This is a genomic window from Pseudonocardia xishanensis (genome assembly GCF_039541715.1).
GTDB lineage: Bacteria > Actinomycetota > Actinomycetes > Mycobacteriales > Pseudonocardiaceae > Pseudonocardia > Pseudonocardia xishanensis.
In genome coordinates, this window is sequence record NZ_BAABGT010000075.1 from 21,435 (window position 1) to 47,378 (window position 25,944).

General features: G+C 74.9%; 27 protein-coding genes and 2 pseudogenes. 22 read left to right on the forward strand and 7 right to left on the reverse strand.

Annotated features, from left to right (window positions below; translation table 11 throughout):
- Positions 1–134: 134 nt before the first annotated feature.
- A complete protein-coding gene (locus ABD993_RS23665) occupies positions 135–2,210 on the reverse strand; it encodes an acetate--CoA ligase family protein (RefSeq protein ID WP_345422506.1) in 2,076 nt (691 codons plus the stop codon).
- Between the two features lie 66 nt (positions 2,211–2,276).
- A complete protein-coding gene (locus ABD993_RS23670) occupies positions 2,277–3,587 on the reverse strand; it encodes a phosphoribosyltransferase family protein (protein ID WP_345422509.1) in 1,311 nt (436 codons plus the stop codon).
- A 283-nt stretch (positions 3,588–3,870) separates the two neighbouring features.
- Here ABD993_RS23670 and ABD993_RS23675 point away from each other — a divergent pair, with 283 nt between their 5' ends.
- From ABD993_RS23675 to ABD993_RS23705, 7 genes are all read left to right on the forward strand, one after another.
- Complete coding sequence (locus ABD993_RS23675) at positions 3,871–4,668, forward strand: sigma 54 modulation/S30EA ribosomal C-terminal domain-containing protein (protein WP_345422512.1); 798 nt, start codon at positions 3,871–3,873, stop codon at positions 4,666–4,668.
- Between the two features lie 128 nt (positions 4,669–4,796).
- Entirely contained in the window at positions 4,797–5,180 is a 384-nt protein-coding gene (locus tag ABD993_RS23680) for a hypothetical protein (protein ID WP_345422514.1), read from the forward strand.
- A gap of 97 nt (positions 5,181–5,277) precedes the next feature.
- On the forward strand, positions 5,278–5,856 hold the full coding sequence (locus ABD993_RS23685) for an Rv1733c family protein (RefSeq protein WP_345422517.1): 579 nt from the start codon (positions 5,278–5,280) through the stop codon (positions 5,854–5,856).
- A complete protein-coding gene (locus ABD993_RS23690; RefSeq protein WP_345422520.1) occupies positions 5,853–7,022 on the forward strand; it encodes a site-2 protease family protein in 1,170 nt (389 codons plus the stop codon). Before ABD993_RS23685 ends, ABD993_RS23690 begins: the two co-directional genes overlap by 4 nt.
- A 156-nt stretch (positions 7,023–7,178) precedes the next feature.
- Positions 7,179–7,727 carry a hypothetical protein gene (locus ABD993_RS23695; protein ID WP_345422521.1) on the forward strand — a complete coding sequence of 183 codons (549 nt, stop codon included), beginning with the start codon at positions 7,179–7,181 and terminating at the stop codon, positions 7,725–7,727.
- The gene (locus ABD993_RS23700) at positions 7,724–10,624 is read left to right on the forward strand and encodes an FtsW/RodA/SpoVE family cell cycle protein (RefSeq protein ID WP_345422524.1); all 2,901 of its coding nucleotides are present in this window, start codon (positions 7,724–7,726) and stop codon (positions 10,622–10,624) included. The genes ABD993_RS23695 and ABD993_RS23700 overlap by 4 nt, the downstream gene beginning before the upstream one ends.
- Complete coding sequence (locus ABD993_RS23705) at positions 10,621–10,857, forward strand: hypothetical protein (RefSeq protein WP_345422527.1); 237 nt, start codon at positions 10,621–10,623, stop codon at positions 10,855–10,857. The genes ABD993_RS23700 and ABD993_RS23705 overlap by 4 nt, the downstream gene beginning before the upstream one ends.
- Positions 10,858–10,864: 7 nt before the next feature.
- On the opposite strand, the gene ABD993_RS23710 is transcribed toward ABD993_RS23705, so the two are convergent.
- Both ABD993_RS23710 and ABD993_RS23715 read right to left on the reverse strand, forming a co-directional pair.
- Positions 10,865–11,851 carry a rod shape-determining protein gene (locus ABD993_RS23710; RefSeq protein ID WP_345422530.1) on the reverse strand — a complete coding sequence of 329 codons (987 nt, stop codon included), beginning with the start codon at positions 11,849–11,851 and terminating at the stop codon, positions 10,865–10,867.
- 237 nt (positions 11,852–12,088) lie between these two features.
- Positions 12,089–13,021 (reverse strand): CHAD domain-containing protein, encoded by a 933-nt coding sequence (locus ABD993_RS23715; protein ID WP_345422533.1) that lies wholly within the window; start codon positions 13,019–13,021, stop codon positions 12,089–12,091.
- A 147-nt stretch (positions 13,022–13,168) separates the two neighbouring features.
- Here ABD993_RS23715 and ABD993_RS23720 point away from each other — a divergent pair, with 147 nt between their 5' ends.
- Together ABD993_RS23720 and ABD993_RS36875 are read left to right on the forward strand one after the other, a co-directional pair.
- Positions 13,169–13,450: a hypothetical protein gene (locus ABD993_RS23720; RefSeq protein ID WP_345422535.1), complete on the forward strand. Its 282-nt coding sequence runs from the start codon at positions 13,169–13,171 to the stop codon at positions 13,448–13,450.
- Positions 13,384–13,620 (forward strand): annotated as a pseudogene (locus ABD993_RS36875) (GAF domain-containing protein); the annotation flags it as partial. The gene ABD993_RS23720 and the pseudogene ABD993_RS36875, both read left to right, overlap by 67 nt.
- Here the strand turns inward: ABD993_RS36875 and ABD993_RS23725 are convergent.
- The 3 genes from ABD993_RS23725 to ABD993_RS23735 form a co-directional block, all read right to left on the reverse strand.
- Positions 13,587–13,787, reverse strand: a complete 201-nt coding sequence (locus tag ABD993_RS23725) for a hypothetical protein (RefSeq protein ID WP_345422538.1) — start codon at positions 13,785–13,787, stop codon at positions 13,587–13,589. The pseudogene ABD993_RS36875 and the gene ABD993_RS23725 overlap by 34 nt on opposite strands.
- Positions 13,788–13,872: 85 nt before the next feature.
- The gene (locus ABD993_RS23730) at positions 13,873–14,019 is read right to left on the reverse strand and encodes a hypothetical protein (protein WP_345422540.1); all 147 of its coding nucleotides are present in this window, start codon (positions 14,017–14,019) and stop codon (positions 13,873–13,875) included.
- Between the two features lie 5 nt (positions 14,020–14,024).
- Entirely contained in the window at positions 14,025–14,225 is a 201-nt protein-coding gene (locus tag ABD993_RS23735; protein WP_345422543.1) for a DUF1918 domain-containing protein, read from the reverse strand.
- Positions 14,226–14,441: 216 nt separating this feature from the next.
- On the opposite strand from ABD993_RS23735, the gene ABD993_RS23740 reads away from it, so the two are divergent.
- The 13 genes and pseudogenes from ABD993_RS23740 (at position 14,442) to ABD993_RS23795 (ending at position 25,896) form a co-directional block, all read left to right on the forward strand.
- The gene (locus ABD993_RS23740) at positions 14,442–15,338 is read left to right on the forward strand and encodes a LysR family transcriptional regulator (protein ID WP_345422546.1); all 897 of its coding nucleotides are present in this window, start codon (positions 14,442–14,444) and stop codon (positions 15,336–15,338) included.
- Positions 15,339–15,527: 189 nt separating this feature from the next.
- The gene (locus tag ABD993_RS23745) at positions 15,528–16,859 is read left to right on the forward strand and encodes an MFS transporter (protein WP_345422549.1); all 1,332 of its coding nucleotides are present in this window, start codon (positions 15,528–15,530) and stop codon (positions 16,857–16,859) included.
- The gene (locus tag ABD993_RS23750) at positions 16,843–17,160 is read left to right on the forward strand and encodes a hypothetical protein (protein WP_345422551.1); all 318 of its coding nucleotides are present in this window, start codon (positions 16,843–16,845) and stop codon (positions 17,158–17,160) included. Before ABD993_RS23745 ends, ABD993_RS23750 begins: the two co-directional genes overlap by 17 nt.
- A 49-nt stretch (positions 17,161–17,209) precedes the next feature.
- Positions 17,210–19,255 (forward strand): hydantoinase/oxoprolinase family protein, encoded by a 2,046-nt coding sequence (locus ABD993_RS23755; protein ID WP_345422553.1) that lies wholly within the window; start codon positions 17,210–17,212, stop codon positions 19,253–19,255.
- Positions 19,252–20,997 (forward strand): hydantoinase B/oxoprolinase family protein, encoded by a 1,746-nt coding sequence (locus ABD993_RS23760; RefSeq protein ID WP_345422555.1) that lies wholly within the window; start codon positions 19,252–19,254, stop codon positions 20,995–20,997. Before ABD993_RS23755 ends, ABD993_RS23760 begins: the two co-directional genes overlap by 4 nt.
- On the forward strand, positions 20,997–21,875 hold the full coding sequence (locus ABD993_RS23765; RefSeq protein WP_345422558.1) for a fumarylacetoacetate hydrolase family protein: 879 nt from the start codon (positions 20,997–20,999) through the stop codon (positions 21,873–21,875). Before ABD993_RS23760 ends, ABD993_RS23765 begins: the two co-directional genes overlap by 1 nt.
- A 13-nt stretch (positions 21,876–21,888) precedes the next feature.
- Positions 21,889–22,076: pseudogene (locus ABD993_RS36880) on the forward strand (transposase); the annotation flags it as partial.
- A gap of 320 nt (positions 22,077–22,396) precedes the next feature.
- Positions 22,397–22,600 carry a cold-shock protein gene (locus tag ABD993_RS23770; protein WP_345422560.1) on the forward strand — a complete coding sequence of 68 codons (204 nt, stop codon included), beginning with the start codon at positions 22,397–22,399 and terminating at the stop codon, positions 22,598–22,600.
- Positions 22,601–22,806: 206 nt separating this feature from the next.
- Complete coding sequence (locus ABD993_RS23775) at positions 22,807–23,178, forward strand: hypothetical protein (RefSeq protein WP_345422563.1); 372 nt, start codon at positions 22,807–22,809, stop codon at positions 23,176–23,178.
- Entirely contained in the window at positions 23,175–23,780 is a 606-nt protein-coding gene (locus ABD993_RS23780) for a PrsW family glutamic-type intramembrane protease (protein ID WP_345422565.1), read from the forward strand. Before ABD993_RS23775 ends, ABD993_RS23780 begins: the two co-directional genes overlap by 4 nt.
- The gene (locus ABD993_RS23785) at positions 23,777–24,799 is read left to right on the forward strand and encodes a zinc-dependent alcohol dehydrogenase (RefSeq protein ID WP_345422567.1); all 1,023 of its coding nucleotides are present in this window, start codon (positions 23,777–23,779) and stop codon (positions 24,797–24,799) included. Before ABD993_RS23780 ends, ABD993_RS23785 begins: the two co-directional genes overlap by 4 nt.
- Entirely contained in the window at positions 24,799–25,173 is a 375-nt protein-coding gene (locus tag ABD993_RS23790) for an HsmA family protein (RefSeq protein ID WP_345422570.1), read from the forward strand. Before ABD993_RS23785 ends, ABD993_RS23790 begins: the two co-directional genes overlap by 1 nt.
- A gap of 141 nt (positions 25,174–25,314) precedes the next feature.
- Positions 25,315–25,896 (forward strand): Rv1733c family protein, encoded by a 582-nt coding sequence (locus tag ABD993_RS23795; protein ID WP_345422572.1) that lies wholly within the window; start codon positions 25,315–25,317, stop codon positions 25,894–25,896.
- Positions 25,897–25,944 lie beyond the last annotated feature (48 nt).

Genomic DNA, 25,944 nt, shown 5'->3' on the forward strand with positions numbered 1-25,944 from the left:
CTCCTCTCGGTCCTCGCGGGCCGCGGTCCCGCGGTGCGGGGCGCAGCGTCGCAGGGCCGGGCGTGCTCGGGCATCGCCCCCGATGGATGAGAGGCCCCCGGTGGATGAGAGGCCGCCGGTGGCGTGGTCGGTCGTCACGACGACCGGGGACCACCACCGGCGAGCGTGCGGAGGCGGGCGTCGACGGCGACCACCGAGCCGTCGTGCAGGACGAGCGGGTTGATCTCCAGCTCGGCGAGGTCCGGGAGGCGGGCGGCGAGGGCCCCGAGCCGCAGGACGGCGTCGCGGACCGCGGCGCGCGCCGGGTCGTCGGGGCCGGTGAGGAGGCGGGGTGCGGCGCGGAGCTCGTCGAGGGCCTCGTCGACCTCGTCCGGGGTGCCCGGGGCCAGGAGGTGGGCCCGGTCGGCGACGAGGTCGGTGGCGGTCCCGCCGAGACCGACGGTGAGCAGCGTGGTCCCGTCCGGTTCGCGGAGTGCGCCGACGAGGAGCTCGGGTCCGGCCGGGACCTGCGGCTGGACCAGGACTGCGCCAAGGTCGTCGCCGAAGCGGGCGGCGAACGCGGCGACGGCGTCCCGCACCGCGGCGTCCGAGTGCAGCCCGACGGCGACCCCGCATGCCCGGCTGCGGTGCACCAGACCGGCCACGTCCGCCCTGAGGACCACCGCGCCGCCGATCCTGCGGCGCGCGGCGACCGCGGCGTCGGCGTCGACGGCCCGGTGCAGGGGCGCGACCGGGATCCCCGCCGCGCGCAGCAGCGTCTCGACGGCGAGCGGATCGACCCAGCCGGGGGTGTCGGGCAGGGGCGGGAGCGGCGGCTCGAACCGGTCCGGTGCCGAGTCGGCGGGGGCGGCCAGCCTGCGGGCGCGACGGACCAGGTGGGCGAGGGCGCGGGCGGCGGTGCTCGCATCGGCGTAGACGGGGCAGGGAGCGCCGGGGCCTGCGGCCCGGGCGGCGGAGCCTGCGACCCGGGCGGCCTGCCCGGGGCGCACGAGCAGCAGGGGCACCCCGGAGGTCGGTCCCCGCAGGTCCGCGAGCGGGTCCACGACGTCGGTGGACACGCCGAGGGCCAGGACCGCGTCGGTGCCAGAGTCCTCGCGCAGGATCTCGACGGCGGCCGCGAAGGCCTCGGCGCGGGCGGTGGCGGTCGTGTCCACCGGACCGTCGAGGGCGGCGCCCGGAGGGAGCACGTCGCGCAGCCGCTCCCGTGTCGCGTCGCTCGGGGTGGCGACCTCGAGGCGTTCCGCGGCCAGCGCGTCCGCGGCGAGGACGCCGAAGCCACCGGCGTTGCTCACGACCGCGACCCGCGGTCCGGTCGCGGGGGGACACCAGCAGAACGCGGCGAGCACGTCGGTGGCCTCGGCGGGGCCGTCGACGGCGGCGATCCGGGCGTGCCGCAGCTCGGCGTCGAGCAGTGCGCGCGGGGTCGCGGTCGAGGCCGTGTGGCTCGCCGCGGCCCGCCTGCCGACGGCGCTGCTCCCGGCCCGGATCGCGACCAGGGGCAGACGCGGGGCCAGCCTGCGGGCGAGGTCGATCGTGGCGGCCGACCGGTGTGGGCCCTCGGTGTAGAGGACGGCGGCGCGGGTGCGGCCGTCGTCCGCCCACCACGTGAGCACGTCGTCGGGGCCGACGTCGGGGGCATCGCCGAGTGAGATCGCGCTCGACGTGCCCAGGCCGAGGCGGTCGAGGTCGGCGAGCTGGGCGAGCAGGATCCCGCCGGACTGGGCCGCGACGCCGACCCGCCCGGCCTGCTGCGGCCCGGGCGGGCGGGGGCCGCTGAAGAGCGCGTCGAGGGCGACCTGCGGGTCGGTGCTGACCAGGCCGAGGCAGTTCGGTCCGACCAGCCGCATCCCCGTGCGGACCGCGACCGCCGCCAGCGCCGTGGCGTCCACCCCGGAGGACAGGACGAGCAGGGCCCGCACCCCCCGGGCGCCGCACGCCGCGGCGACCTCGAGGACCGCCGCGGCAGGCACGGCCAGCACGGCGAGGTCGACGCCCGGCAGCTCGTCCACGGACGACACCCAGGCCAGCCCGGGCTCGGGCGGCCCGTGCCTGCCGACGACGGTCAGGTCGCCCCGGTAGCCGCCTGCGACGATCCGCCGCACCACCAGGTTGCCGACCGTGCGCGTGCGGCGGGACGCCCCGACGACCGCGACCGACCGCGGGGCCAGCACGGGGCGCAGGGCGAGGGACACGACACGGGCCTCGGTCATGGGGCGAGGATCGGGTGGCGGCACCGGCCTCGGACAGGGCCGACGGACCGGACGAAGGGCCCCTCCTCAGCGCGCGGGCGCCCCCGCCGGGGCGAGGGTCTGCGCGAACCAGTCGCAGGCCAGCGTCGACACCCGGGCCAACGCCCCGGGCTCCTCGAACAGGTGGGTGGCTCCGGGGACGATCGCCAGCCTGCGGACGCAGCGCAGCTCCGCGAGCGCGCGCCGGTTGAGCGCGAGCACCGCGGTGTCGCGGCCGCCGACGATCAGCAGCGTCGGCGCCCACACCGAGCCCAGCCGGGCGCCCGCCAGGTCGGGACGGCCGCCCCGGGACACGACCGCGGCCACCTCCGGGTCCTCGGCCGCCGCCCACAGCGCGGCGGCCGCCCCGGTGCTGGCCCCGAAGTAGCCCATGGGCAGGCCGCGGCAGGGCGGGACCGCGCGCGCCCAGCGCCCGACGGCCGCGAGCCCGCCCGCCAACAGGGCGACGTCGAACACGCGGTCGCGGTCGGGCTCCTCCTCGAGGGTCAGCAGGTCGACCAGGACCGTGGCGAGCCGGGTCCGGTGCAGGGCGGCGGCCACCTGGCGGTTGCGCGGGCTGTGCCTGCTGCTGCCGCTGCCGTGCGCGAACACCACCGTCCCCAGCGGGTGGGCGGGCACCTCCAGCCTGCCGACCAGCAGCACCCCGTCCGCGTCGATCTCCACGGTCTCCGACACGGCGACGGCGGCCGCCTCCGGGGCACCGTGGGCGGCCCGGCTCAGCAGGGTGACGACCTCCTCGTCCGAGATCTGCCGGAAGTCGTGGTAGTAGTCGCCCACGGCGGCGAACCGGTCGGGTTCCTGCAGGCAGACCAGCTCGTCCACCTCGCGGCGCAGGATCCGGGCGGTGTCCGCGGCACACACCGGGACGGCCACCACCACCCGCGCCGCGCCCTCGGCCCGCACCACCGCGCAGGCGGCCCGGACCGTCGACCCGGTCGCGATGCCGTCGTCGACGAGCAGGACCGTGCGCCCCCGCAGCGGGACGCGGGCGCCGGGCCGCAGGACCCGGGCCCGGCGCTCGACCTCGGCGCGCGCCCGCGCGGCCACCTCGTCGAACTCCGCGGCGGTGACCCGCGCCGACCGGACGATCCCCTCGGCGACGACGAGCGCCCCGCCCTCGCCGAGCGCGCCCATCGCCAGCTCGGGCTGGAACGGCACCCCCAGCTTGCGGACGACGACGACGTCCAGTGGTGCGTCGAGGTCGCGGGCCACCTCGGCCGCCACCGGCACGCCGCCGCGGGGCAGGCCGAGGACCACCGGATCCCGGTCCGCGAGCAGTGGCCCCACCCGACCCGCCAGCCGGCGTCCCGCGTCCACTCGGTCCCTGTAGGTCGACACGCCGTCCTCCCGTCGTCGGAGACCTCGACCGCCGTCGGGCACGGGGTCGAGGGCGGGCCCACCGTCCTGGCGGGCGACGGCCGGGGGGAGGGGCGGAGGGCCCGTCCCCGGGCGCCGCACGGCCCCACCCGCCGCCGGCCGCGTCCGAACCACGCCGCCACGGGGGACCTCCGTCCCTACCCGGCGGACCGTCCGTGACGCAGCCTGCGGTCCCGGCCGACGGTGGGCCCCCGACCTCGGGGCCCTGCGCCCACGCGCCGGGACCGACGTGAGGACTGCTCCCATGACCACCCCCGACACCGACGTCGTCGTCCAGCTGGTCGGCGACCACCCTCCGGGAACCCACGAGAAGGCGACGGAGACGGTGCGGGCGGCGCTGCGCCACGCCCGCGGACCGGTGCTGCACGCCACCGTCCGGATCGGCCGCCATCCCGATCCCGCCGCGCGCCCTCCCGTGCTGGCCGAGGCCACCGTCGACGTCGACGGGCACCCCGTGCGGGCCAGGGCCCACGCCGCGACCGAGGCCGAGGCCCTCGACCTGCTGCAGTACCGCCTGCGCGTCCGGCTCGTGCGCGACCGCCACCACCGCGCCGCCCACTGGGAGGACCGCCGCGGCGAACAACCGAGCGGAGAGACCCACGAGTGGCGCCACGGCCAGGACGCCGGGCCGCGGCCGCCGTTCTTCCCGCGCCCGCCCGAGGAGCGCCGCATCATCCGGCACAAGACCTTCTCCGTCGGCCCGGTGGACCTCGACGAGGCGGCCTTCGACCTGGAGGTGCTCGACCACGACTTCCACCTGTTCACCGAGGCGGGCACCGGCCAGGAGGGCGTGCTGTACCCGAGCCCGGAGGGGCTGCGGCTCGCCCTCGTCGACCCCCGTCCCGAGGACCTGGCGCCCCACGCGGTGGGGGTGACCGTCAGCCCGCAGCCCGCGCCCGTCCTGACGACCGACGAGGCCTGTGAACGCCTCGGCATCCTCGGCGTGCCGTTCCTGTTCCACCTCGACGCCGACCGCGGCCGCGGCGCCCTGGTCTACCGCCGCTACGACGGCCACTACGGCCTGATCACCCCGGCGGACTGAGGCGGGCGCCCGGCCCGGCCCGCCACCCCGCGCGGGACCAACGTCTCGCCGAACCCGGCTGCTCGACCCTCGAACCGGCGACCCGGGCCGCCGATCCTGGGCGACCGGACCGAGAACGGAGACGACCCATGGAGATCTTCACCTCGCCCGCGGACCGCAGAGCGGCCGCGCGGGAGGCCCTGGCGATGCTGGGCGCCCACCGGACCGATCGGCTCCGCCTCGGCGTGCAATGCTCTCGCGGCCACCACGTCGCGCAGGTGTACGACGCGGAGGGCGGCCTGCTCTACGTCGCGGGTACCGGCTCCCGCAGCCACGGTCGGGGTGACCGCGTGGACACCGGCCACGGGGCCGACCGCCGGGGCGGGGTGTTCGTCGACCTGGTGGACCCCGGTGCGGGCTCGATCGAGGACGACGACCTCCCGGCAGGCTGCGAGTGCGGGCCCCGGACCCTGTCCCGGGCACGCCTGATGGCCGCGGTCGCGGCCGAGGAGCGACTCCTGCGCCTGGTCTGAGGGCCGGGCCGCCCGGCGGACCATCCCGGGCCGGACGACCCTGACCGGCGCCGACCCGGCCGACCACGCTCGGTGGAGCCAACCCGAGGAGGTCGTGATGGGCCCGAACCGACATGCCGACCCCGTCGGCGCCGGAGGCCGCCGCGGCGCGCTGCCGCACCGGCACTCCGACCGGGTCGCCGACCTGGTGGCCTGGGCGCTCGGGATCCTGGCGCTCGGGGTGCTCGCGTCGTCCGTCCTGGTGGGGGTCGTGGTCCACGGCGATCTCGCCGACCACGCGGCGCAGCAGAACCGCGAGCGCACCCCGGTCACGGTGGTCCTGACCGAGGACGCCCCGGTGGTCCCGAGCTCCTCGGGAACGGTCGTCGTCGGCGTGCGGTGGACGGGCCCGGACGGGGTCGAGCACACCGGCCGGACCGCCGTCCCGGCCTCGCTGCGGGCCGGGGACCCGACCACGGCCTGGGTGGGCCCCGAGGGGCGGTTGACCGACGCCCCACTGACCGCGACCGAGGTGGTGGTCGGGGCGCTGGCCTCCGCGGCCGGGGCGCTGGTCCTCGGCGGGTTCGTGGTCGTCGTGGTCGGGGTGATCGCCCAGCGCGGGGTCGACCGGCTCCGGGCGGCCGAATGGGAGCGGGAGTGGCGCGCGGTCGGTCCGACCTGGCGGAGCCCGCGGTGAGCCGGGTCGCGGACCGGGCCACGGTCGAGCCCGCCACCCGCCGTGGCGCCTTGCCCGTCGGCCGGGTGGCGGGCGTGCCGGTGGAGCTGCACTGGTCGCTGCTGGGCGCGGTGGCGCTGCTGACCTGGCTGCTGGCCGCGCAGGTGCTCCCGGCCGAGGTGCCGGGGGCGGCGCCGGTCTGGCGGTGGACGGTCGCGACGGCGGCGGCGCTCGTGTTCGTCGCGACGATCGCGCTGCACGAGTCGGCGCACGTGCTGGTCGCGCGGCACGTGGGGGTGCGGGTCCGCCGGGTGACGCTGTGGGTCGTCGGCGGGGTGTCGGAGATGACGGGCGAGCCGCGGAGTCCGGGCGGGCTGGCCGCTGTCGCGGCGGCGGGCCCCGTGACCTCGGCCGCGCTGGGGCTCGGTTTCCTGGGCCTGGCCCAGCTGGGCCGCGGCGCGGCCTGGCCCGCGCTGGTCGTGGCGGCCCTGGCCTGGCTGGGCGGGACCAACCTGCTGATCGCGGCGTTCAACCTGCTGCCGGGCGCGCCCCTCGACGGGGGCCGGGTGCTGCACGGCCTGGTGTGGCGGCTGACCGGGGACCGGGAGCGCGGGCGGGCCGCGGCGGTCGCGGTGGGCAGGCTGGTCGGGTTCGCACTGACGGGGTTCGGGGTCCTGCTGTTCCTGCTCGGCTCGTGGACGGGGCTGTGGCTGGCCGCGGTGGGCTGGTTCGTGGGCCTGTCGGCGGCGGCCGAGCGGAACGGCGGCCGGGTGGTGGCCGCGCTGGAGGGCCGGACGGCGGCCGACGCCGCCCACGCGCCGGAACTGGTGGCGCAGGCGGGCTCGAGTGCGGAGACCCTGGTGGCCGCGCTGCGGGCCCGGCCGCCGCGGGCGGCCTCGATCCCGGTCGTCGGGGTGGACGGCGACCCGGTCGGGGTCGTCACGGTCGGCGACCTGGTCCGGCTCGGACCGGCGGACCGGGCCACCACGCGGGTGCGCGAGGCGGGCCGACCGCTGCCGGCCGAGCGGATCGTGGCCGCGGACGTGCCCCTGGAGCGGCTGGCCGCGCTGGGGGCGCTGCCCGGCACGGACCTCGTCGCGGTGGTGGCGGACCACGGGCGGCTGACGGGAACGGTGACCGTCCCGGACCTCGCGCGGCTCGTCGAGCTGCACCGGTTGGGGACCTGACCGCGAGCAGGCACGTCCGGGTGGGCGTGGGCCAGGGTCGTTCGGCCCGGTCTCGGGGTCCGTCCGGTCGCGGTCTCGGGATCGTCGGGCTCTGCCCCGCGGCGGGCCCGGTGCGGCACGGTCGACGCGGCGACGGCACGGGGAACGGAGGCGCGGATGGCCGGGGGGCGGACGCGGCGTGCCCGGGGATGGTGGATCGCCGTCCCCGCGGCGGTCGCGGTGGTGCTGGGGGTGGAGTTCGCCGTGCTCGGCGACCGGATCGCGGCGGACGTCGCGCTGGTCCTCGAGAGTGGCCGGGAGACGCGGAGTCCGGCCCCGCCGGATCCGCGGCCCCCGCTCCCGCAGCCTGCGGCGCCGCAGGCGGCGGGCGCCGTGCGGGAGGTCGACCTGCGGGTCCTGCCGGGGTGCGCGACGAACGCCGCCTGCCTGGTCCGGCTCCGCGTGCGGGTCGAGCCCGGGAGCACGTCGTCGGTCGCGTGGTCCGTGCACGCCGAGGACCTGTGCGCTCGCACCGGCCGGGTCGTCGGGGCGGGCACGGTCCACGTGCCTGCGGGCGCGGACCGGGCGGACGTGGTGGTGGCGGTCGAGCCGCCCGTCGGGCCCGCCTCCGCGCTGACCCTGACGACGACGGCGCCCGCGGCGGCCGCGGCGCCCCCCGTGCGGGTCCCGGCGGCCGGGGTCTGCGAGACGAGGGGGACGCCGTGAGCATCCTGCGGAGGATCCGGCGTCGTCGGATGTCCAGCTGGGCCTCGGTCCCGGAGCGCCCGGTCCGGCCGCGCCGTCGCCGGGACACCGGGCCCGCATTCGACCTCCTGGCCGTGGTCGCGACGGTGGTCCTCGTGGTGGCGGGCCTGGCCAACATGGCGGTGGTGGAGGGGACCGGCCCCGCGCTGCGCCAGGGGGTGATCGCCCTGGTCGGGCTGGTGCTGCTGCTGGTCCTGCGCCGGGTGCGGGTGCGCCTGCTCGGCGTGCTCGGGGTGGCCTGCTACGTGCTCGCGGTGATCACCCTCGCCGCCGTCCCCGTCGTCGGGATCTCGGTCAACGGCGCCACCCGCTGGATCGGGGCGGGCGGGTTCACCTTCCAACCCTCCGAGCTGGCGAAGCTGGGCATGCTGCTGGTGGTGGCCGGGGTGCTGGCCGCCGCCCGCCCGATGTGGCAGCGGTTCGTCGCGGCGATGCTGCTCGCCGCGGTCCCCATCGTGTTGACCGTGCTGCAGCCCGACCTGAGCACGACGACGCTGCTGGTGGTCCTCGCCGTCGCGCTGCTGGTGATCGGCCGGGTGCCCGCGCGGTTCCTGCTGCCGATGGCCGCCGTCGCGACCGTCGCGGCCCCGCTGGTGGTGGGCCTGCTGCGGCCCTACCAGGTGCAGCGGCTGGGGACCTTCCTCGCCGGATCGGCCGAGGCGTCCAACGGCGCGGGCTGGGCGGTCGCCCAGGCCCGGATCGCGCTGGCGGGCGGCGGCTGGTTCGGCCGGGCGGGGGACCCGCTCACCGACGTCCTGGAGCGCTACCTGCCCGAACGCGACACCGACCTCGCCCCGGCCAGCCTGGTGGAGCAGTTCGGGCTGGCGGCGGGGCTGCTGGTGCTTGCGGCCGCGCTCGTCCTGGTCTGGCGGTTGGCGACGGCGGCGCGCACCGCGCGCACCGTGCACGGCGCGCTGCTGGCGGGTGGGCTCGCGGTCCTGTTCGGGGCCGAGGTCGCGGTGTCGGTCGGCGGCAACCTGGGCCTGCTGCCGCTGGCCGGGGTGCCGTTTCCACTGCTCAGCAACGGCGGCACCGCGGTGGTGGTGCACCTGGTGGCGATCGGGACCGTCCTGGGCGTGCGCCGCGACGGGGCACGCCGCGTGCTGTGGGCGGCACCGCGCAGGCTGCGGCCGCGGTTCGTCCGGATCGCCGCGCTCGGCGTCACCGCGGTGCTGGTGACCTTCGGGACGATCGGGTGGCGGACCCAGCTGGCGGAGGGCGCCACGCTGCGGGCCGCGGGCGAGCAGCAGATGCTGCGCTGCCGGGCCGTCCCCGCGCCGCGCGGCACCATCACCGACCGGCACGGTGCGGTCCTGGCCGTGGACGCGGCGGCGGCCGGGACCGGGACCGTCTCGGTGGGGGTCGTCCCCGCGCTGGTGACCCCGGCGGAGCTCGACCGGGTCGCCGCGGTGTCGGGCAGGCCGGTCGAGGACCTGCGGGCCGCGGTGGCCGCCGCCCCGCCGACCACGCTCGCCCTCGGGCTCGGCGAGGTCCCGGTCGCGCGGGCCGCCGAGCTGGACGGGCTGGCGGACGTGCTCGTCGAGGCCACGCCGCGCCGGGCCTACCCGACCGGTGACCTGCTCGGACCGGTGCTCGGGTTCGTCGGGGTGGCCACCGCGGAGCAGCAGCAGCGCGACCCGGCCCTGCCCGCGGGCGCGGTCGTCGGCCGTGCCGGGCTGGAGGCCTCCTATGACGCCGTGCTGCGCGGGACCGCGGGGGAGCGGTGCTGGTACGTGACGCCTGCCGGGGTGCCGGTCGCCCCCGCGCCGGGCAGCGCTGCCGTGCCGGGCGCGGACCTGCGCACCGCCCTGGACCTCCCGCTGCAGCGCAGGCTCACCGACTCGGTGCGGACCTCGCTCGCGGCCCAGCGCAACCCGAACGCCGTCGGGGCGGCGGTGGCGATGGACCCGCGCAACGGGCAGGTGCTCGCCATGGCGTCGCTGCCGTCGTCGGACAACGGGGTCTACGGGCCCCCGGTCGACTCCGCGGCCCTCGCCGCGGCGCAGGCCCGGCCGGGTCATCCCGGGCTGAACCACACCACCCAGGTCGCCGTGCCGCCCGGGTCGACGTTCAAGCTGGTCGTGGCGTCCGCCGACATGGTCCAGGGCACCCTGCCCGCCCACCAGGTCGTCCCGACCGGGGCGAGCTTCACCCTCGGCGGCCACACCTTCGACAACTGGCGCCCCATGGGCCCGATGAACCTGCCGCAGGCCCTGGCCTGGTCCAACGACGTGTACTTCTACCAGCTGGCGGCCCGGATGGGCCCCGACCCGATCGTGAACACCGCGCGGGCACTGGGCGTCGGGAGCCCGACCGGGATCGACCTGCCCGGCGAGGCGGCGGGCTACCTCGGCAGCCCCGACGGTGCCGAGCCCTGGTACGGCGGCACCACCGTGATCCTGGGCATCGGGCAGGGCCCGCTGCAGGTCACCCCGCTGCAGAACGCGCGCTGGACGGCCGCGATCGCGACCGGGCAGCTGGTCACGCCCCGGGTCGGACTCGCCGTGGTGTCCCCCGGCGGCGTCGAGACGGCGCTGCCCGTGCCCGCCCCCACCCCGGTGCCCTTCGCCGGGGTGCTCGGCCCGGTGCGCGACGGGATGCGCGCGGCCGTGCGCGCGGGCACCGCGGGGTGGCTCTCGTCGCTGCCGGTAGACTCCGGGGCCAAGACCGGCACGGCCCAGGACGGCAGCCTGCCCGACGGCACCTACGACAACTGGACGACGCTGGCCGCCCCGCTCGACGCCCCGACCGTGGTCATGACCACCCTGGTCCAGGGGCCCGGCCAGGGCGCCAACAGCGCGGGCCGGATCGCCGTCGACGGGCTCACCCAGTACCTCGCGGGGCCGCCCGGCCCGTGATCCCGGGACCCGCGACGCCGGGCGAGGTCGAGACGGCGGCGGGAGCAGCCACGACCGTCCGGAGGCCGGCCGGGCGGGCGCCCGCCCCGCAGCCGCGGACCGGGGGACCGGATCGCCCTCGCGGCCGCGGTGCCGTCGCCGTCGGTGCGTTCCAGCTGGTGGAGGGCCTGGTCGCGCTGCTGCGCAGCGGTTTCTACGCCCTCGCCACCGCCGAGGAGCTCCGGGCCGCCTGAGCGGAGGTCAGAAGGCGTCGTAGGCGTGCCGCACGGCCGGGGTCAGCATCGACCGTGCGGCGCCCTCGGCGACGCAGGTCGTGGCGTTCTCCACCTGCTTGACGGGCAGCCCGAGGCCGGCCTCCAGCGCCGTCCGCAGGCCCCGGGTGGGCGAGGCGCCACCGACGAGCAACACCCCGTCCGCGGACAGGTCGTCCACCGCCCGGGCGGGCAGGTCGTCCAGGCATCCGGCCAGGGTCTGGGCGGTGGCGGTGACCAGTGGCGCGAGCACGGCGTGCAGCTCGTCCGCGGGCAGCCGCACCGACCGGGGCCGCCCGTGCTCGGGGTCGCGGCCGGTGACGGCCACCTCGCCGCCCTCCGGGGCGGCCCCCGCGCGGACGGTGACGTCCTCGGCGGCCCCGTGGTCCAGGATGAGGCCGTGGGCGGTGCGCACGTGCCTGCGCACCGCGGCGGTCAGCGCGTCCCCGGCCGTGCGGGTGGACCGCACCGCGAGCACCTCGCCCGCGCAGACGGCCATGACCTCGGCGGTGCCCGCCCCCGCGACGGCGACCATGTGGACGCGGCGGTCCAGCGGGTCGAGCCCGCACCCGAGCGCGGCGGCGACCGGGGCCGGGATCGGCGCGGCGCGGGACACCCCGGCCTCCTCGACGGCCTCGACCAGGGCCCGGCGCTCAAGGGCGCTCGACCCGGCGGGCACGACCACGGCGGCCGCCACACGGGTCCGCTGCCAGGGCCGGGGGAGGACCCTGCGCAGCACGGCCCGCACGTAGCGCCGGGCGGTGTCCAGGTCGGTGACCACGCCCGCGGTCACCGGGCGCAGGGCGTCCCGCCCGGCCGGGATCCGGTCGGCGAGCTCGGCGGCCTCCCGCCCGATCACCGTGCCGCCCCCGCGGGGCAGCCGCAGCATCACCGAGGGCTCGTCGAGCAGGAACCCGCCGCCCGCGTCGGCGACGACCGTGCTGCTGCTCCCGACGTCCAGCCCGAACCGTGCCATCGACCCACCCCTTCTCGCCGTGGGGACCCCCCACCCGCACCGGACGTACACCGGGGCGGGCGTTCCCCGTGAACGCCCGCCCCGGCGGTTCCACCCGTCCGCTCCCCAGCGACGGGTGATGGCCGGCGCGGCCGTCGTCACACCACCGGCACCTCTTCAGGATCCCCCGGAGCAGGGCGGACGGGCAGGGCCGAAGGGCCCCGCTCTCGGGTCCGGAGGGCCCGGCGCACGCGGGGGTCACCGGCCGGAGATGCCGACGAGGGCGCGATGCAGAGCGGAGTCCAGCTCCTCGTCGAGGGCGGCGCACCGCAGGGTCTGCCGGGCGTGCAGCGCCCCGTAGGTGAACTCGCTCTCCCGGCGCGCGCGGGCGTGGGCGGCGAGGTCGCGCAGGACGGCCCGGACGACGACGGTGTCCTGGCGTTCCCCCAGCAGGGCCTGGACGGGCACGAGGGCGGTCCGCAGCGACCGCGCGGGCGGCCCGAGCTCCGGGGTGGCGACGTCGGTCGCGTAGCGCAGCCGTTTGACCTGCTTGCGGACCTCGTGCACGGCGAGGTCGCGGTCGGTCCCCGCGCGCCCGGCGGTGTCCTCCACGGCCGCGCGGAGCCTGCGCGCCGCGCGGTCGAGGTCCTTCGGGAACACCGCCGTGGCGGGGGCCCCGGCCCGGTCCGCGAACGGCGGATCGGCGACGAGCTCGTCGAGGGTGGCGCGCAGCCGGGCGTACCGCGGCCCCGCCAGGCAGTCCGTCACCCGCTCGCGGCCCCGGCGGTGGCGCGCCGCGGTCTCCTCGGGCAGTGCCGTCCGCACGGGCCCGACGATCTCGTCGGCGGGCAGCACCGCGCACTGGGCGGCGAGCGCGGCCGCGACGACCTCGGCGTCCCTGGCGGCGCCCAGCTCACCCGCGGCCCACGCGAGCTCGCGGCACACCGGGCGGGTCCGTCCCGGATCGAGCACCCGGCGGTAGGTCCGGAGCACCGCGCGGAGCCGTCGGGTCGTCACGCGCATCCGGTGCACGGCGTCGGGTTCGTCGACCCGGGCCGCCGGTTCGAGCCGCCGGAGCACCGAGACGAGCTCGCGCACCGCGTCCAGGACGACGGTCCCGGCCGAGTGCGGATCGGACGCCGCGGACACGGGGGACGCTTCGGCGGTGGCGTGGGGAGGGGGTGCGGCCATGCCTCATCGTGGGCGCCCGGCCGGGGCCGCATCCAGAGACGTTGGGCCCGTCGTCGGCCCGGGAGCCCGCCGGACGGCTGGACCGGATCGGGGCCGCGGAGCATGGTGACGCGGGGCGCGTCCGCGAGCGCGACGGGGGTGTCGCCAGTGGCACAGGACGATCGGGAGCGGGCCGAGGAGGTGATGGCCACCCAGGGCAGGCTGCGCGGCCTGCTGCGGGCGCACCGGGCGATCGGCGCGGACCCGGAGCTGCCGGTGGTCCTGCGCCGGATCGTGACCGAGGCCCGCGCGCTGGTCGGCGCCCGCTACGCCGCGCTGGGTGTGGTCGACGACGGCACCTGGTGTCCTTCCTGCACGAGGGCATGCCGGAGGCGGAGGTCGCCGCGATCGGGCGGCCGCCGCTCGGGGAGGGGCTGCTGGGCGCGGTGATCGCCGCCCCGCACCCGATCCGGCTGCGGGACCTGGGCGGCGATCCCCGCTCGTGCGGGTTCCCGGCCGGTCATCCGCCGATGCGCAGCTTCCTGGGCGTGCCCATCCGCGTGCGCGGCCAGGTGTACGGGAACCTCTACCTCACCGACAAGCGGGACGGCGGGTCCTTCACCGCCGACGACGAGGAGCTCATCTCCGCCCTCGCGACGTCGGCGGCGGTCGCGATCGACACCGCGATGCTCTTCGCGCAGACCCGCCGACGGCAGGCCTGGCGTCGCGCGTCGTCGAGCCGGGCCACGGCCGGGAGCTGCTCGACCACGCCGCGGAGCTCGACCACATCGCCCGCAGCATCGGCGCCCGGGTCTTCGACCTGCAGGACCAGGACACCGGCCGCGACCGCTGAGCGCGGCCCGGGAGCAGGCTCAGGCGACCCCGTGGATCGCGCCGTCGACGTCGACGTCGGAGATCGGCACGCCGTAGACCTCGTCGCCGTCCCGGCAACCGATCCGGCCGAGGGCGCAGCTGCTTGGCAGCTCCCGGATCCGGTCGTCGTCCGCGGTGGCGGGCATCGGCGTCACGCCCTCCCGCGGGCGGCGTGCTCGAGGCGGGCATCGGGGCCGGGGAAGAAGACCGACTCGTGGCCGTCCTCCCAGCGGACCCGGTAGTGCTCGGTCTCCTCGTCCCCGCCGAGCACGGCGAGGATCGTCCCGCGCCTGCGCGCGGTGTCCAGGACGTTGGTCTCGATGACGATGTGGTCTCCGGTGTGGGCGTGCACGGCTCCTCCTCGGCTCGTCGACGTCCGCCACCCTCACCGGTGTCGCGTCCGGGCGACAGGGCCGTCCGCCGCGGCACGCGGGGGCCTTCGGTCCCGAACGAGGCTCCAGGACATGGCCAGAAGGCAACTGAGCAGCCGTTCAGCGAACCGAGGCGCGGACGAGACTGAGTCGGCAGGAGGCTGCGGTGAGCCGGGCCTGTCGGCGACACTCGCCGCATGGAACTGCGCCAGCTTCGCTACTTCGTCGCGGTCGCGGAGCACCTCCACTACAGGAACGCCGCGAAGTCCCTACACATGGCGCAGCCACCTCTGAGCCAGCAGATCCGCCGGCTCGAGGAGGACCTCGGCGTCGAGCTCTTCGCACGCACGAGCCGAAAGGTGGAGCTGACCGAGCACGGCGACCAGCTGCTCGAGGCCGCCCGACGAGTACTCGCCGAGGCCGAGGCCATGCGTGATCTCGCCGGCGGCCTGCGGACCGGCTCAGCGGGACGGCTGCGGATCGGCTTCGTCGCGTCCGTGCTGAACTGGGGCCTTGCGCCGAAACTCGGTGCGTTCCGGAAGCGGAACCCCGGCGTGGAGGTCACGGCGACACAGATGCCCGTGGTCGACCAGGTCGAGGCGATCGCGGAGAACCGCATCGATGTCGGTTTCACCCTGGCCCGCCTGACTTACAGTCACCTGGACGTCCGGGTGATCTCTGTCGAGCGCCTACTCGTCGTTCTTCCCGAGGACCATCCGCGGGCCTCCGACGCGGAGGTGAGCCTTGCGGATCTCGCGAACGAGACCTTCCTGATCTGGCGCGCGCCGTTCGGGCCTCACCTGGACGACTTCGTGACCCGTGCATGCTCGGAGGCCGGGTTCCTGCCGAGTGTGGCGTACCAGGGGCCACAGGTTCACTCGGTCATTCACATGGTTGCCGCCGGCTTCGGGATCTCGCTCGTCCCGCAGTGCGATCGCGGCATCGAGGCGCCAGGTGTGATCTTCCGTGAGCTCGCTCCTCCGACGCCCTGGACGGTGCTCTCGGTGGTGAGGCACAGGCATCGGCGTAACCCTGTCGTCGACCGTCTCGTGGGGGACCTGCCGGAGATCGATATCGAGAACGTCGCGAGCTAGAGCTTTCTGATATCACAAACGTCTTGTGTGGGATGCGCTCTGTGACGACGCTCTTCTCAGGCATCTCAACGAGGAGACGGCATGACATCAGCGCACGGCTCACCAGCCCACGGCCAGGTCTCGGCTCCGACGACACCGGCGCAGCCCGGCACGACGGCAGACATCGAAGCCCGTATGGACCGGCTCCCGATGACCTCCAAGCACCGCCGGATCGCACGGGTCGTGGCGGCGGGCACGTTCTTCGACGCGTTCGACTCCCTGGTCTTGGGTATCGCCCTCACCGTCATCGCAAGAAGCCTCGGCCAGGGGTTCCTCGGGACCGGGGTTCTGATCAGCGCGGGCTACCTGGGCCAGTTCATTGGGGCACTCGTCCTCGGCTCGGTCTCCGACCGCCTGGGCAGGCGGCGAACGTTCCTCGTGGCCATCACCGTGTTCAGCCTCCTGAGCGTGGCATGTGCCCTCGCCTGGAACCTCGAGGCGCTCACTGTGGCGCGGTTCCTGCAGGGCATCGGACTGGGGGCGGAGGTGCCGATCGCGGCCACTCTGATCAGTGAGTACGCGCCGTCGCTCAAGCGAGGCCGAGCCGTGATGCTCTATCAGGCCATCTTCGCCTGGGGTGTCTTCGCCGCTCCGCTCGTCGGCCTCATCGTGTTCGCGGTCGTCGACCCCGCGACCGGGTGGCGTGTCCTGTTCGCCCTGGGTGTGCTCCCGGTTCTGCTCGTGCTTCTCGGTCGGCGGGCCCTGCCCGAGTCGGTTCGATGGTTGACCGCGAAGGGACGTACCGTCGAGGCGGACCGCATCATCGGCGAGTTCGAGGACACGGCACGGCGCGAGGGCAAGGACCTGCCCGAGCCGCGACCGGCGGAGGCCGACGTGGCTCGCCCCACGCGTCTGGCGGAGATCTTCGCCCCGGCCTACCGGACCCGGACGATTCTCAACGGCACTCTGTGGTTCACGGTCTACTTCGTCTCATACGGCTACTCGGTGTGGCTGCCTTCGCTCTACGTCACCATCGGTGGCCTGCAGGTCAGCCAGGCGCTCTACCTGACCCTCGTCGTCGGTGCCAGCCAACTCGTCGTTGTCTACGCCTTCGCGTTCGCCGTCGACCGGATCGGTCGCCGGCCGCTGTTCGTCGCCGGCTTCGGCCTGGGTATCCTGGGCGCGGTTCTCGGCGTGGTCATGGTCCTCTCCGGTGCCACCAGCTGGCCGACGCTCTTCGCCGCGGGTCTGCTGCTCGCCGTCGGTTCCTATGTGCCCGCGGCCGGGCTCTACCTCTACATCCCCGAGCTGTACCCGACGCGGATCCGGGCCTGGGGTACGGCCGCCGGTAGCAGTATGAACAGGATCGCAAGCGTCATCGCGCCGACGGTGGTAGGCGCTCTCCTCGCTGGCGGTTTCGGCCTCGCCTCGGTTTTCGTGATGTTCGGGATCGTGCTGCTGATCGGGCTCGGCGCAATGACCGCGTGGGGCATCGAGACCAAGGGCCGGTCGCTCGAGGAGACCGGTGACCTCATCGGATGACGGCCGAAAGGTCATCGAGGCCCTTCGCGCTCATCCGCGGCAGGCGATGACCTCGACCGAGCTGGCGGTGCGGTCGGGCATGACGCAGGAGGCTCGCTTCGCCCAGTGCCTGGGCGACCTGCGGGAGCACCGGATCGTGACAACGCACGACGTGCTTCCCGCGGATCCGCACTTCCCGCCGATCATGGCGGTGGCGCTCGTCCCGGACGGGTCCGACGCGGTCTCCGTGGCCGAGGAGCGCGCCCGGGAGTGTGCGGCAGTGATCCAGCGCCAGCTGCTGCGATCCCACCGTTGCCAATGAGCGCCGCGCCCCAACAGTCCCCGACCCTCCACTTCCCCAGGGAGAAGCCGTGTACGTAGCCGTAGACATCGGCGGCACCTTCACCGACATCGCCGTCCACGACCCTGACAGCGGGCGCGTGTCCTTCCACAAGGTGCTCAGTCACCGGGCGGATCTCGTCGGCGCCGTCCTACAGGGCCTCGACAGCTGCGACGCCGCCACGGACTCGATCGACCTGCTGGTGCACGGATCCACGGTCGCCATCAACGCCCTGCTGGAGCGCGACGGCGCCACCACCGCGCTGGTGACGACCGCAGGATTTCGCGACGTCTACGAGGTCGGACGGATCAACCGGCCCGAGTCGTTCAACCTCGCCTTCCGCAAGCACCGCCCACTCGTCCCGCGCAGCCGCATCCTCGAGGTCACCGAGCGGCTGCGTCACGACGGGACCGTGCACACCCCCCTCGACGAGGCCGAAGCACGGGAGGCGGCCCGGAGGCTGCGCGACTTGGGGGCGGAGGCGGTCGGGGTCGTCTTCCTGCACTCCTATGCCGATCCCACGCACGAACAGCGGATGGCCGAGATCCTCCGCGACGAGTGCGGCCCGGAGGTCTTCGTCACGACGTCCTCGGAGCTCTCTCGGGAGTACCGCGAGTTCGAGCGGACGTCCACGACGGCGGCCAACGCCTACGTGGGCCCGCGGGTCAGCGGCTATCTCACGGACCTCCAGCGGCGCCTCGACCAGCGCGGCTTCCGTGGCGAGCTGATGCTCATGCAGTCCAACGGCGGTCTCTACGACGTCGAGACGGCGAGCCGCCAGTGCATTCAGATGGTCGAGTCCGGGCCCGCGGGCGGAGTCCGCGGCACCATCGAGGTCTCGCGCCAGCTCGGCCTCGATCGCACAATCTACTTCGACATGGGAGGCACCACTGCGAAGACCTGTGTGGTGCGCGACGGGCAGGCCGACCTGTCGTCGCAGTACTTCGTAGGCACCTACGCCGAGGGCCTCCCGGTGCGGGTTCCGGTCCTCGACATCACCGAGATCGGTACGGGCGGTGGCAGCCTGGCCTGGCTCGACGAGGCGAACGGGTTGCACGTCGGACCCCGCAGCGCCGGCGCGGATCCCGGACCGGCCTGCTACGGCGGCGGCGGCACGCTGCCGACCGTCACCGACGCCCACGTCGTCCTCGGCCACCTGTCACCCACCCGCTTCCTCGACGGGCGCATGGCCCTCGACGTCGACGCGGCACACCGCGCCATCCGCGAGCACATCGCCGCGCCACTCGGGCTCGACGTACCGACCGCGGCCCAGGGGATCCTCGCGATCGCCAACGCGGCCATGGCGAATGCCGTCCGCGCCGTGACCACCGAACGCGGCCTCGACCCGCGCGACTTCACCCTCGTCGCGGCCGGGGGGGCAGGGCCGATGCACGTCGTGGACGTCGCCGTGGAGCTCGGCATCGGCAGGGTCCTCGTTCCACACGCACCGGGCACCTTCTCGGCGCTGGGCATGCTGACCGCGGACCTGCGCCGCGACTACGTCCGCACCCACTTCGTCCGGTTCGACGACGCCGACCTCGAGGCACTCGAGGGCCTGTTCCGGGAGCTGGAGAAGACGGGCCGCGCAGATGTCGGAGACGGAGCCGGCACGGCGTGCATCCGCAGCGCCGACCTCCGCTACGTTGGGCAGGAACACTCCGTCACCGTGCCCGTCGCCGGCCCGCTCGACTCCCCTCAAGCTCTCGCCGCCCTCAAGGCGACCTTCGACGAAGTCCACGCGCAACGCTTCGGTCACCAGGCACCCGACGAGCCCGTGGAGCTGGTCAGCCTTCGGGTGTCCGCGATCGGCCACCGCGCGCCACTTCGGATCACCTCGCTCGCGAAGGGCCCGGGCCCGTTGGACCAGTTCGTGATCGAACGGCGTCCCGCCGCCCTCGGCACCGACACCGAGCTCCGCGATGTCGAGGTCGCCGACCGGGCCCTGATGGGGCCGGGCGCCGCGGTGAAGGGACCCGCGCTGGTCGAGGAGGCGGGCTCCTGTCTCTGTCTGCCCGAGGGCGCCCTCGCCATCTGTGACGACGCCGGAAACCTGCTCGTGGAGGTCGAGGTCCTGTGACCACCCCCGCCATTCCGCACTCGGCGGTCATCACCGACGAGATCATCCGCGGCTCGCTCGTCGCGATCACCGACGAGATGAAGACCAACCTCATGCGGACCGCCTACAACCCGATCATCTATGAGGCGCTCGACTACACCGTCGGCCTCTTCGACGCCAACGGCGACACCGTCTCCATCGGCCTCGGGCTACCGATGTTCATCAAGGGCCTGTCCGAGACGGTGAAGGCCAAGATCGCGCACTGGGGGCTCGACGGGATCCGCCCCGGCGATGTCCTGCTGACCAACGACGCCTACGTCACCGGCAGCCACCTCAACCACATCGTCCTGACCGTGCCCGTCTTCCACGGCGGAAGGGTCGTCGCCTTCGCCTCGTCGATGGCGCACTGGATCGACATCGGCGGCGTCCTCGGCGGCCGTACGACCGACATCTACTCCGAGGGCCTGCAGATCCCGTTCTGCAAGGTGGTCAAGGACGGCGTCGAGGACCAGGAGATCCTCGGCTTCATCGAGATGAACGTCCGCCGCCCCGAGCTGGCCTTCGGCGACTACCGCGCCCAGATCGCGGCGATCCGGACGGGCCAACGGAGGCTGTCGGCCCTGCTCGACCGCTACGGCCTCGACACCGTGGCCTCCAGCATCGAGCGCATGTACGCGCACAGCGAGGCCCTCGCCCGTGCCGCGGTCGCCCAGGTGCCGGACGGGACTTACTCGGCCGAGACACTCATGGACGACGACGGGATCACGGACGCGCCGATCCCGATCAAGGTGACGGTCACCGTCGAGGGCGACCGGATGATCGTCGACCTGAGCGAGATCAGTCCCCAGGTCGCCGGGTACTTCAACTCGGGTGCGGCCGCGGGCCGCTCGGCCAGCCAGGTCGCCTTCAAGTGCCTCACCACGCCCCTGCAGATGCCGATCAACGAGGGCGCCTTCCGGGCGCTGGAGGTCGTGCTGCCACCGGGGCGGGTCGTCAGCGCAGAGCGGCCGGCCGCGATGCAATGGTGGATGACGATCCCGGTCACGGTCGTCGAGACCATCTTCAAGGCCCTGGCCACCGCGATGCCCGAGCAGGTCCACGCCGCCCACCACGCCGACCTCAACATCGCCCACCTCTCCGGCATCGACCCCCAGGGGCGTTTCTTCCAGGACCTGGTCAACATTCCGGGCGGCGGTTGGGGCGCCGGACGGCACGCCGACGGCATGGCCGCCACGGTCTGCATCAACGACGGCGACACCCACAACACGCCCGTCGAGGCCAATGAGGCACGGCTGCCGATCCTGGTCGAGACCTACCGCCTCCGGAACGACTCCGGCGGGGCTGGGCGACATCGAGGCGGTCTCGGCGTCGAGATGACGACGCGAGTGCTGTGCACCTCACGGTTCAGCGCCGGCATCGAACGAACCCGCTCAGCGCCCTGGGGCCTCGACGGTGGCCGCGCCGCACTGCCCAACGAGGTCCGCTACAGCGTCGACGGCGAGGATGTCGTCCCGTCCACCGGCAAGATCGACGCCACGATGCTCGCGCCGGGTGACTACATCAGCATCCGGTCCGGTGGTGGAGGCGGCTACGGACATCCCTTCGATCGCCTGGTTGAGGCCGTCGCCCGGGACGTCGTCGAGGGTTATGTCAGTACTGCCGTCGCGTTCGACGTCTATGGCGTCGCCGTCGATGCCCGCGGCGTCGTCGATCATGAGCAGACGCGCCGACTCCGCGCGCAGAATCGAGAGGTGACCGCCTGATGAAGATCGTCAGCTACCGCCGCCACGGCGCAGACGGATTCGGCGTGGTCGTCGAGGGCTCCGCCGAGACCGGGCTCGCCGTCGACGCGACCACGATGGATCCCGCCATCCGCTCGGTACTCGACTTGTTGCGCGCCGACGCCGTTCCGCAGCTGGCACGGTGGGTCGAAGGGCGAGACGCCGATGTCGATCTCGCCGCCGTCGCGCTGCGCCCGCCGATCATCGGCTCGAGGAAGGTGCTCTGCGCCGGAGTCAACTACGCCCCTCACCGGGACGAGGCCGACCTCAGGCAGGCGGAGAACCCCACCATCTTCACCCGCTTCGCCGACACCCACGTCGCCCACGGCGCACCGCTGATCCTGCCTTCCGTGGCCAAGAACCTCGACTTCGAAGGCGAGCTGCTGGCTGTCATCGGGAGGAACGTCTGGCGCGAGACGCCGGAGCAGGCGAACGACGCAGTGGTTGCCTGGTCCTGCTACAACGACGGCAGTGTGCGCGACTGGCAGTTCCACACCAATCAGTGGACGGCGGGGAAGAACTTCCTCGGCACCGGCGGCTTCGGCCCGTGGTTGGTCACCGCGGACGAGGTGGGACCCGTCGATAAGCTCGAGCTCACGACCCGGCTCAACGACGAGATCGTCCAACAGGCATCGGTGAGCGACCTGATCTTCAGCGTGCCGGAGCTCGTCTCCTATGTTTCGCAGTTCACCCCGCTCGGTCCGGGCGACCTCCTGCTGACCGGGACACCAGGAGGTGTGGGCGCCTTCCGCGAGCCTCCGCTGTGGCTCTCAGCGGGAGACGTGGTGACTGTCGACATCACCGGCGTCGGCCAGCTGCGCAACGACGTCGCGGCGGAGGGAGGCGACCAGGGACGCTAGTACTGCAACGGCGCTGCGGGCCGCGGACTGGGATGTCGAAGGTGTGCGCGTCGGCGTCCGTGGCTACGTCCTCGACGAGCTCGGGGCCCTGCCTCGGGGGTGTTCGTGGTCGACGAGACCGGTTCATCGAGAAGGGTCTGTGCTCGGCGGGGGTGCAGCGCCAGTACACGGGCACCACGGGGGAGGATCGACAACTGTCAGCCGAGGGTGTTGCCGGCCTAGGCCGGCGTCGACTACAGCCACGGTGGCCTGTGGTCCTCCTACGTCCACATCCTGCGGTACCTGCACGAGATCGGGGCCCCGCTGCGCGAGGAGGACGCGCGGCGCGGGCGCCGGGAATAGAACGCCGCCCGCGGACGCTGTACCAGGCGGGTCGTTGAAGTTTCGGTGCTCGTGTACGCACGCCGCAGGAACACGTTGGCGGTGGATCGTGCCGATCATCAGGACGCGCACGCTTCGCCTTCAAGGTCGGCCGGGTCCGCACAGTCGGTGCGGGTCCACCACCTGAGAAGGAGACGGACATGGCACAGGGAACCGTGAAGTGGTTCAACGGCGAGAAGGGCTTCGGCTTCATCGCCCAGGACGGTGGCGGCGCCGACGTCTTCGTGCACTACTCGGAGATCGACGCGGGCGGCTTCCGCAGCCTCGACGAGGGACAGCGCGTGGAGTTCGAGATCGGCCAGGGCCAGAAGGGCCCGCAGGCCCAGGGCGTCCGCGTCCTCTGAGTCCGGGTTCGTGACAGGGCCCGTCCCCCGTTCCGGGGGGCGGGCCCTCGTGGTGTCCGGCCCGGGGGAGCCGCAGGGCCCGGTGGCGGCGGACCCTGCGGCTCGGGGGCTCGGGCCCGGGACCGCGGGGGTGGGCCGAACCGCCCTGCCTCATCACGCCTCCGGGGCCGACCGTGGTGGTCCGACCCCAGGATGGAGGCCCCGCGATGACGGCGAGTCCCCGACCACGCCCCGAGCGGACCGGCGGCTCCGCGGCACGCCACGACCGGTCGTGGCGCCGGTGGTCGTGGGCGCCGGTGCCGGTCGTCGGCGTGGCCCTGTTCCTGGCCGACCGCCAGGCGGCCGTCTCCACCGGCAACCCGCTGCTCCTGCCGTCGCTGCTGCTGGTCGGCGCGCTCGTCATCCCGGTGTCGTTCGTGGCGTGGATCGACGACCGCAACCCCGCCTTCGACGTCCCGACGGGCGTCCTGGTGGGGTGCGGTCTGCTCGGCGGGCTCTCGGCACGGCGGCCGCCGCGGTCCTGGAGAACGAGTCGGCACCGCCCTGGGGCGGGAGCCCCCTCCTGCTGGTCGCGGTGATCGAGGAGAGCGTGAAGCTGCTGGTGCCGGTCGGGGTGCTCGTGTTCACCCGGTACCGCGCCAACCCCGTCGACGGGCTGCTGGTCGGAGTGGCCGTCGGGACCGGGTTCGCCGTCCTCGAGACGCTGGGCTACGGGTTCGTGGCGCTGCTGGCGTCGGGCGGTGACCTGCGGACGGCGGAGGCCGTCCTGCTGCTGCGCGGGGTGTCGAGTCCGGCCGCACACCTGGCGTGGTCCGGGGTGCTCGCGGCCGCGCTGTGGCACGCCCACGCGCGGCGGTGGCGGCCGCGGGCGGTCGCCCGGCTGGTGGCGGCGTACGTGCTGGTGGTCGGCCTGCACGCGCTCACAGACGCGGTCTCGGGGTGGGTCGCCCTCGTCGCGGCCGCGGCGGCGAGCATGGCGCTGTTGCTCTGGGTGACCCACCGGGAGCTGGTGCTCGGGCGACGCGCGGTCGACGGCGGGCCCCCCGCCCGGCCCGGTTCGGGTCGACCGGTCCCGATCACGAGGCCGTCCGCCCCTGCACCCCCGGTGTCCCCGACCGTGAGGCTCGAGTCCGACGGACGGCCGAGCGGAGCCGTCCCCACCGACAGGAGTGAGGCATGAGCGCCACGATGCAGGCGGCCGTCGTCCCGGCACTGGGGGCCCCGCTGGAGATCCGCGAGATCCCGATGCCGACGCCGGGTCCGGGGCAGCTGCTGGTCCGGATCGAGGCGTCGGGTATCTGCCACACCGACGTCCACGCGGCGCGGGGCGACTGGCCGGTGAAGCCGAGCCCGCCGTTCGTGCCCGGCCACGAGGGCATCGGCACGGTGGTCGGCGTCGGCGCGGTCGGACTGGACCGGCGGATCGGCGAGCGGGTGTCCATCGCCTGGCTGGGGTCGGCCTGCGGCCGGTGCCGCTACTGCGTGTCCGGGCGGGAGACCCTGTGCGAGACGCAGACCAACAGCGGCTACTCGGTCGACGGGGCGTGGGCGGAGTACGCCGTCGTCGACGAGCGCTTCGCCGTCCCGGTGCCGGACGGGGTCTCCTCGTTCGACGCCGCTCCGCTGACCTGTGCGGGCGTGACGACCTTCGCCGCGATCGAGAACGCCCGGGTGCAGCCGGGGGAGCGGGTCGGCGTGTTCGGCATCGGTGGGCTCGGGCACCTGGCGGTGCAGTACGCCCGGCTCGTCGGCGGCGTGGTCGTCGGCGTGGATGTGGAGCGGTCCAAGCTGGCGCTGGCCACCGAGCTCGGTGCCGACGACGTCGTCGACGCCCGCGCGGAGGACCCCGTCGCGGCGCTGCGCGACCTCGGCGGGTTGGACGTCGCGGTGGCACTGGCCGCCTCACCGCAGTCGTTCGCGCAGGCCTTCGCCTCGCTGCGCCGCGGCGGGCGGCTGGTCTGCGTGGCGCTGCCCGCCGGGGGCACCCTGCCGATCCCGATCTTCGACACGGTCCTGGGCGGGATCTCCGTCCTCGGGTCGATCGTCGGCACCCGGCAGGACCTGGCCGACGTGTTCGCCCTGCACGCCGCGGGCCGCACCCGGGTCGTCGCGGAGTCGCGCAAGCTCGGCGACATCAACGCGAGCATCGACGAGATCCTCGCGGGCCGGGTCGCCGCCCGGCTGGTCGTCGAGTTCTGATGGGGCCGGCCGCCGGGCTCCTGGTCACGGTCGCGCTGGTGTCCTACACCACCGGCGTGTGGGCGGAGCGGCGGCAGGGCACGCAGCGGGCCCGGCACGTCTGGAGCATCGGGGTCGGGTCGGTGTGCGACCTGGTGGGCACGTCCATCATGACGCTCCTGCCGGACGGGGAGCCGTCACCGGTCGCCGAGGTGCTGCGCGCCTCGGGCTACCTGGCGGCGGCGCTGATGGCGTTGCACGTGGTGGCCGCGGGGCTCGTCCTGCGGTGGGGCGGCCCGGCGGCCCGGCGGAACTTCCCCCACTTCTCGGTCACGGTGTGGTCGCTCTGGCTGGTGCCCTACCTCGCAGGAGTCCTCGGCGCCCTGATCCCGTGACCGGCACCGTTCGGCCCGGGTCCTCCGGGCCGGGCAGCCCGCGAGTCCGGGCCCTTCGCCCGCTGGGCCGCCACCGTCCGCGAGACGACGATCGACGTGTCACCCCGAGAGCGGGGGCGCGGCGGTGAGGAGGGGATCCGGATGGCGAACCGACAGCACACCCGACGGTCGCGGGCCGGGCTCCCGCGCCGCCGGGTCGATCGGCTCGGCGACCTCCTGGCGTGGCTGACCGCGGTCCTCGGCCTGGGCTCGGTGCTCGCCGCGGTCGTGGTGGGCGTGTTCGTCCACGGTGACGTGGTGGAGCGCGCCCGGACCGAGACGGTCGGACGCACCGAGGTGACGGCGGTCGTGACCGAGTCGGCGCTGTTCTCGGCGGGCCCCGGCACGACCTGGGTGACGGTGCCGGTGCGCTGGACCTCCGCCGACGGTGCGGTGCACGAGGCCACGGCGGTGGAACCCGCCCCCGTGCTCGCGGGCACCCCGGTCGCGGTCTGGGTGGACGGGGCGGGCGCCGTCGTGCCGACCCCGGTCCAGGCCGACGACGCGACGCCCGTCGCGATCACGGCGGGCTTCTCCGTGCTGGTCTTCGGCGTGGCGGCGGTCCTGCTCCTGCACCGGCTCCTCGACGGGGTGCTGCTGCGGATGGCGGGCCGGGAGTGGGACCGCGAGTGGCGGAGCGTCGGTCCACGCTGGACCGGTCGGGCGGGCGGGCGCACCGGTTGAGCGTGCGACCGCCCACCCGGCGGGCCAGGTCTTCGTGCGGGGCTCCCG

Bases quoted from the DNA above. Each gene is read 5' to 3' on its own strand.
- ABD993_RS23740 (WP_345422546.1), top strand. From the start codon at position 14,442: ATGGAACTGCGCCAGCTTCGCTACTTCGTCGCGGTCGCGGAGCACCTC.
- ABD993_RS23745 (WP_345422549.1), top strand. From the start codon at position 15,528: ATGACCTCCAAGCACCGCCGGATCGCACGGGTCGTGGCGGCGGGCACG.
- ABD993_RS23665 (WP_345422506.1), bottom strand. From the start codon at position 2,210: ATGACCGAGGCCCGTGTCGTGTCCCTCGCCCTGCGCCCCGTGCTGGCC.
- ABD993_RS23685 (WP_345422517.1), top strand. From the start codon at position 5,278: ATGGGCCCGAACCGACATGCCGACCCCGTCGGCGCCGGAGGCCGCCGC.
- ABD993_RS23730 (WP_345422540.1), bottom strand. From the start codon at position 14,019: ATGCCCGCCACCGCGGACGACGACCGGATCCGGGAGCTGCCAAGCAGC.
- ABD993_RS23710 (WP_345422530.1), bottom strand. From the start codon at position 11,851: ATGGCACGGTTCGGGCTGGACGTCGGGAGCAGCAGCACGGTCGTCGCC.
- ABD993_RS23770 (WP_345422560.1), top strand. From the start codon at position 22,397: ATGGCACAGGGAACCGTGAAGTGGTTCAACGGCGAGAAGGGCTTCGGC.
- ABD993_RS23790 (WP_345422570.1), top strand. From the start codon at position 24,799: ATGGGGCCGGCCGCCGGGCTCCTGGTCACGGTCGCGCTGGTGTCCTAC.
- ABD993_RS23680 (WP_345422514.1), top strand. From the start codon at position 4,797: ATGGAGATCTTCACCTCGCCCGCGGACCGCAGAGCGGCCGCGCGGGAG.
- ABD993_RS23775 (WP_345422563.1), top strand. From the start codon at position 22,807: ATGACGGCGAGTCCCCGACCACGCCCCGAGCGGACCGGCGGCTCCGCG.
- ABD993_RS23795 (WP_345422572.1), top strand. From the start codon at position 25,315: ATGGCGAACCGACAGCACACCCGACGGTCGCGGGCCGGGCTCCCGCGC.
- ABD993_RS23765 (WP_345422558.1), top strand. From the start codon at position 20,997: ATGAAGATCGTCAGCTACCGCCGCCACGGCGCAGACGGATTCGGCGTG.
- ABD993_RS23785 (WP_345422567.1), top strand. From the start codon at position 23,777: ATGAGCGCCACGATGCAGGCGGCCGTCGTCCCGGCACTGGGGGCCCCG.
- ABD993_RS23715 (WP_345422533.1), bottom strand. From the start codon at position 13,021: ATGGCCGCACCCCCTCCCCACGCCACCGCCGAAGCGTCCCCCGTGTCC.
- ABD993_RS23675 (WP_345422512.1), top strand. From the start codon at position 3,871: ATGACCACCCCCGACACCGACGTCGTCGTCCAGCTGGTCGGCGACCAC.
- ABD993_RS23695 (WP_345422521.1), top strand. From the start codon at position 7,179: ATGGCCGGGGGGCGGACGCGGCGTGCCCGGGGATGGTGGATCGCCGTC.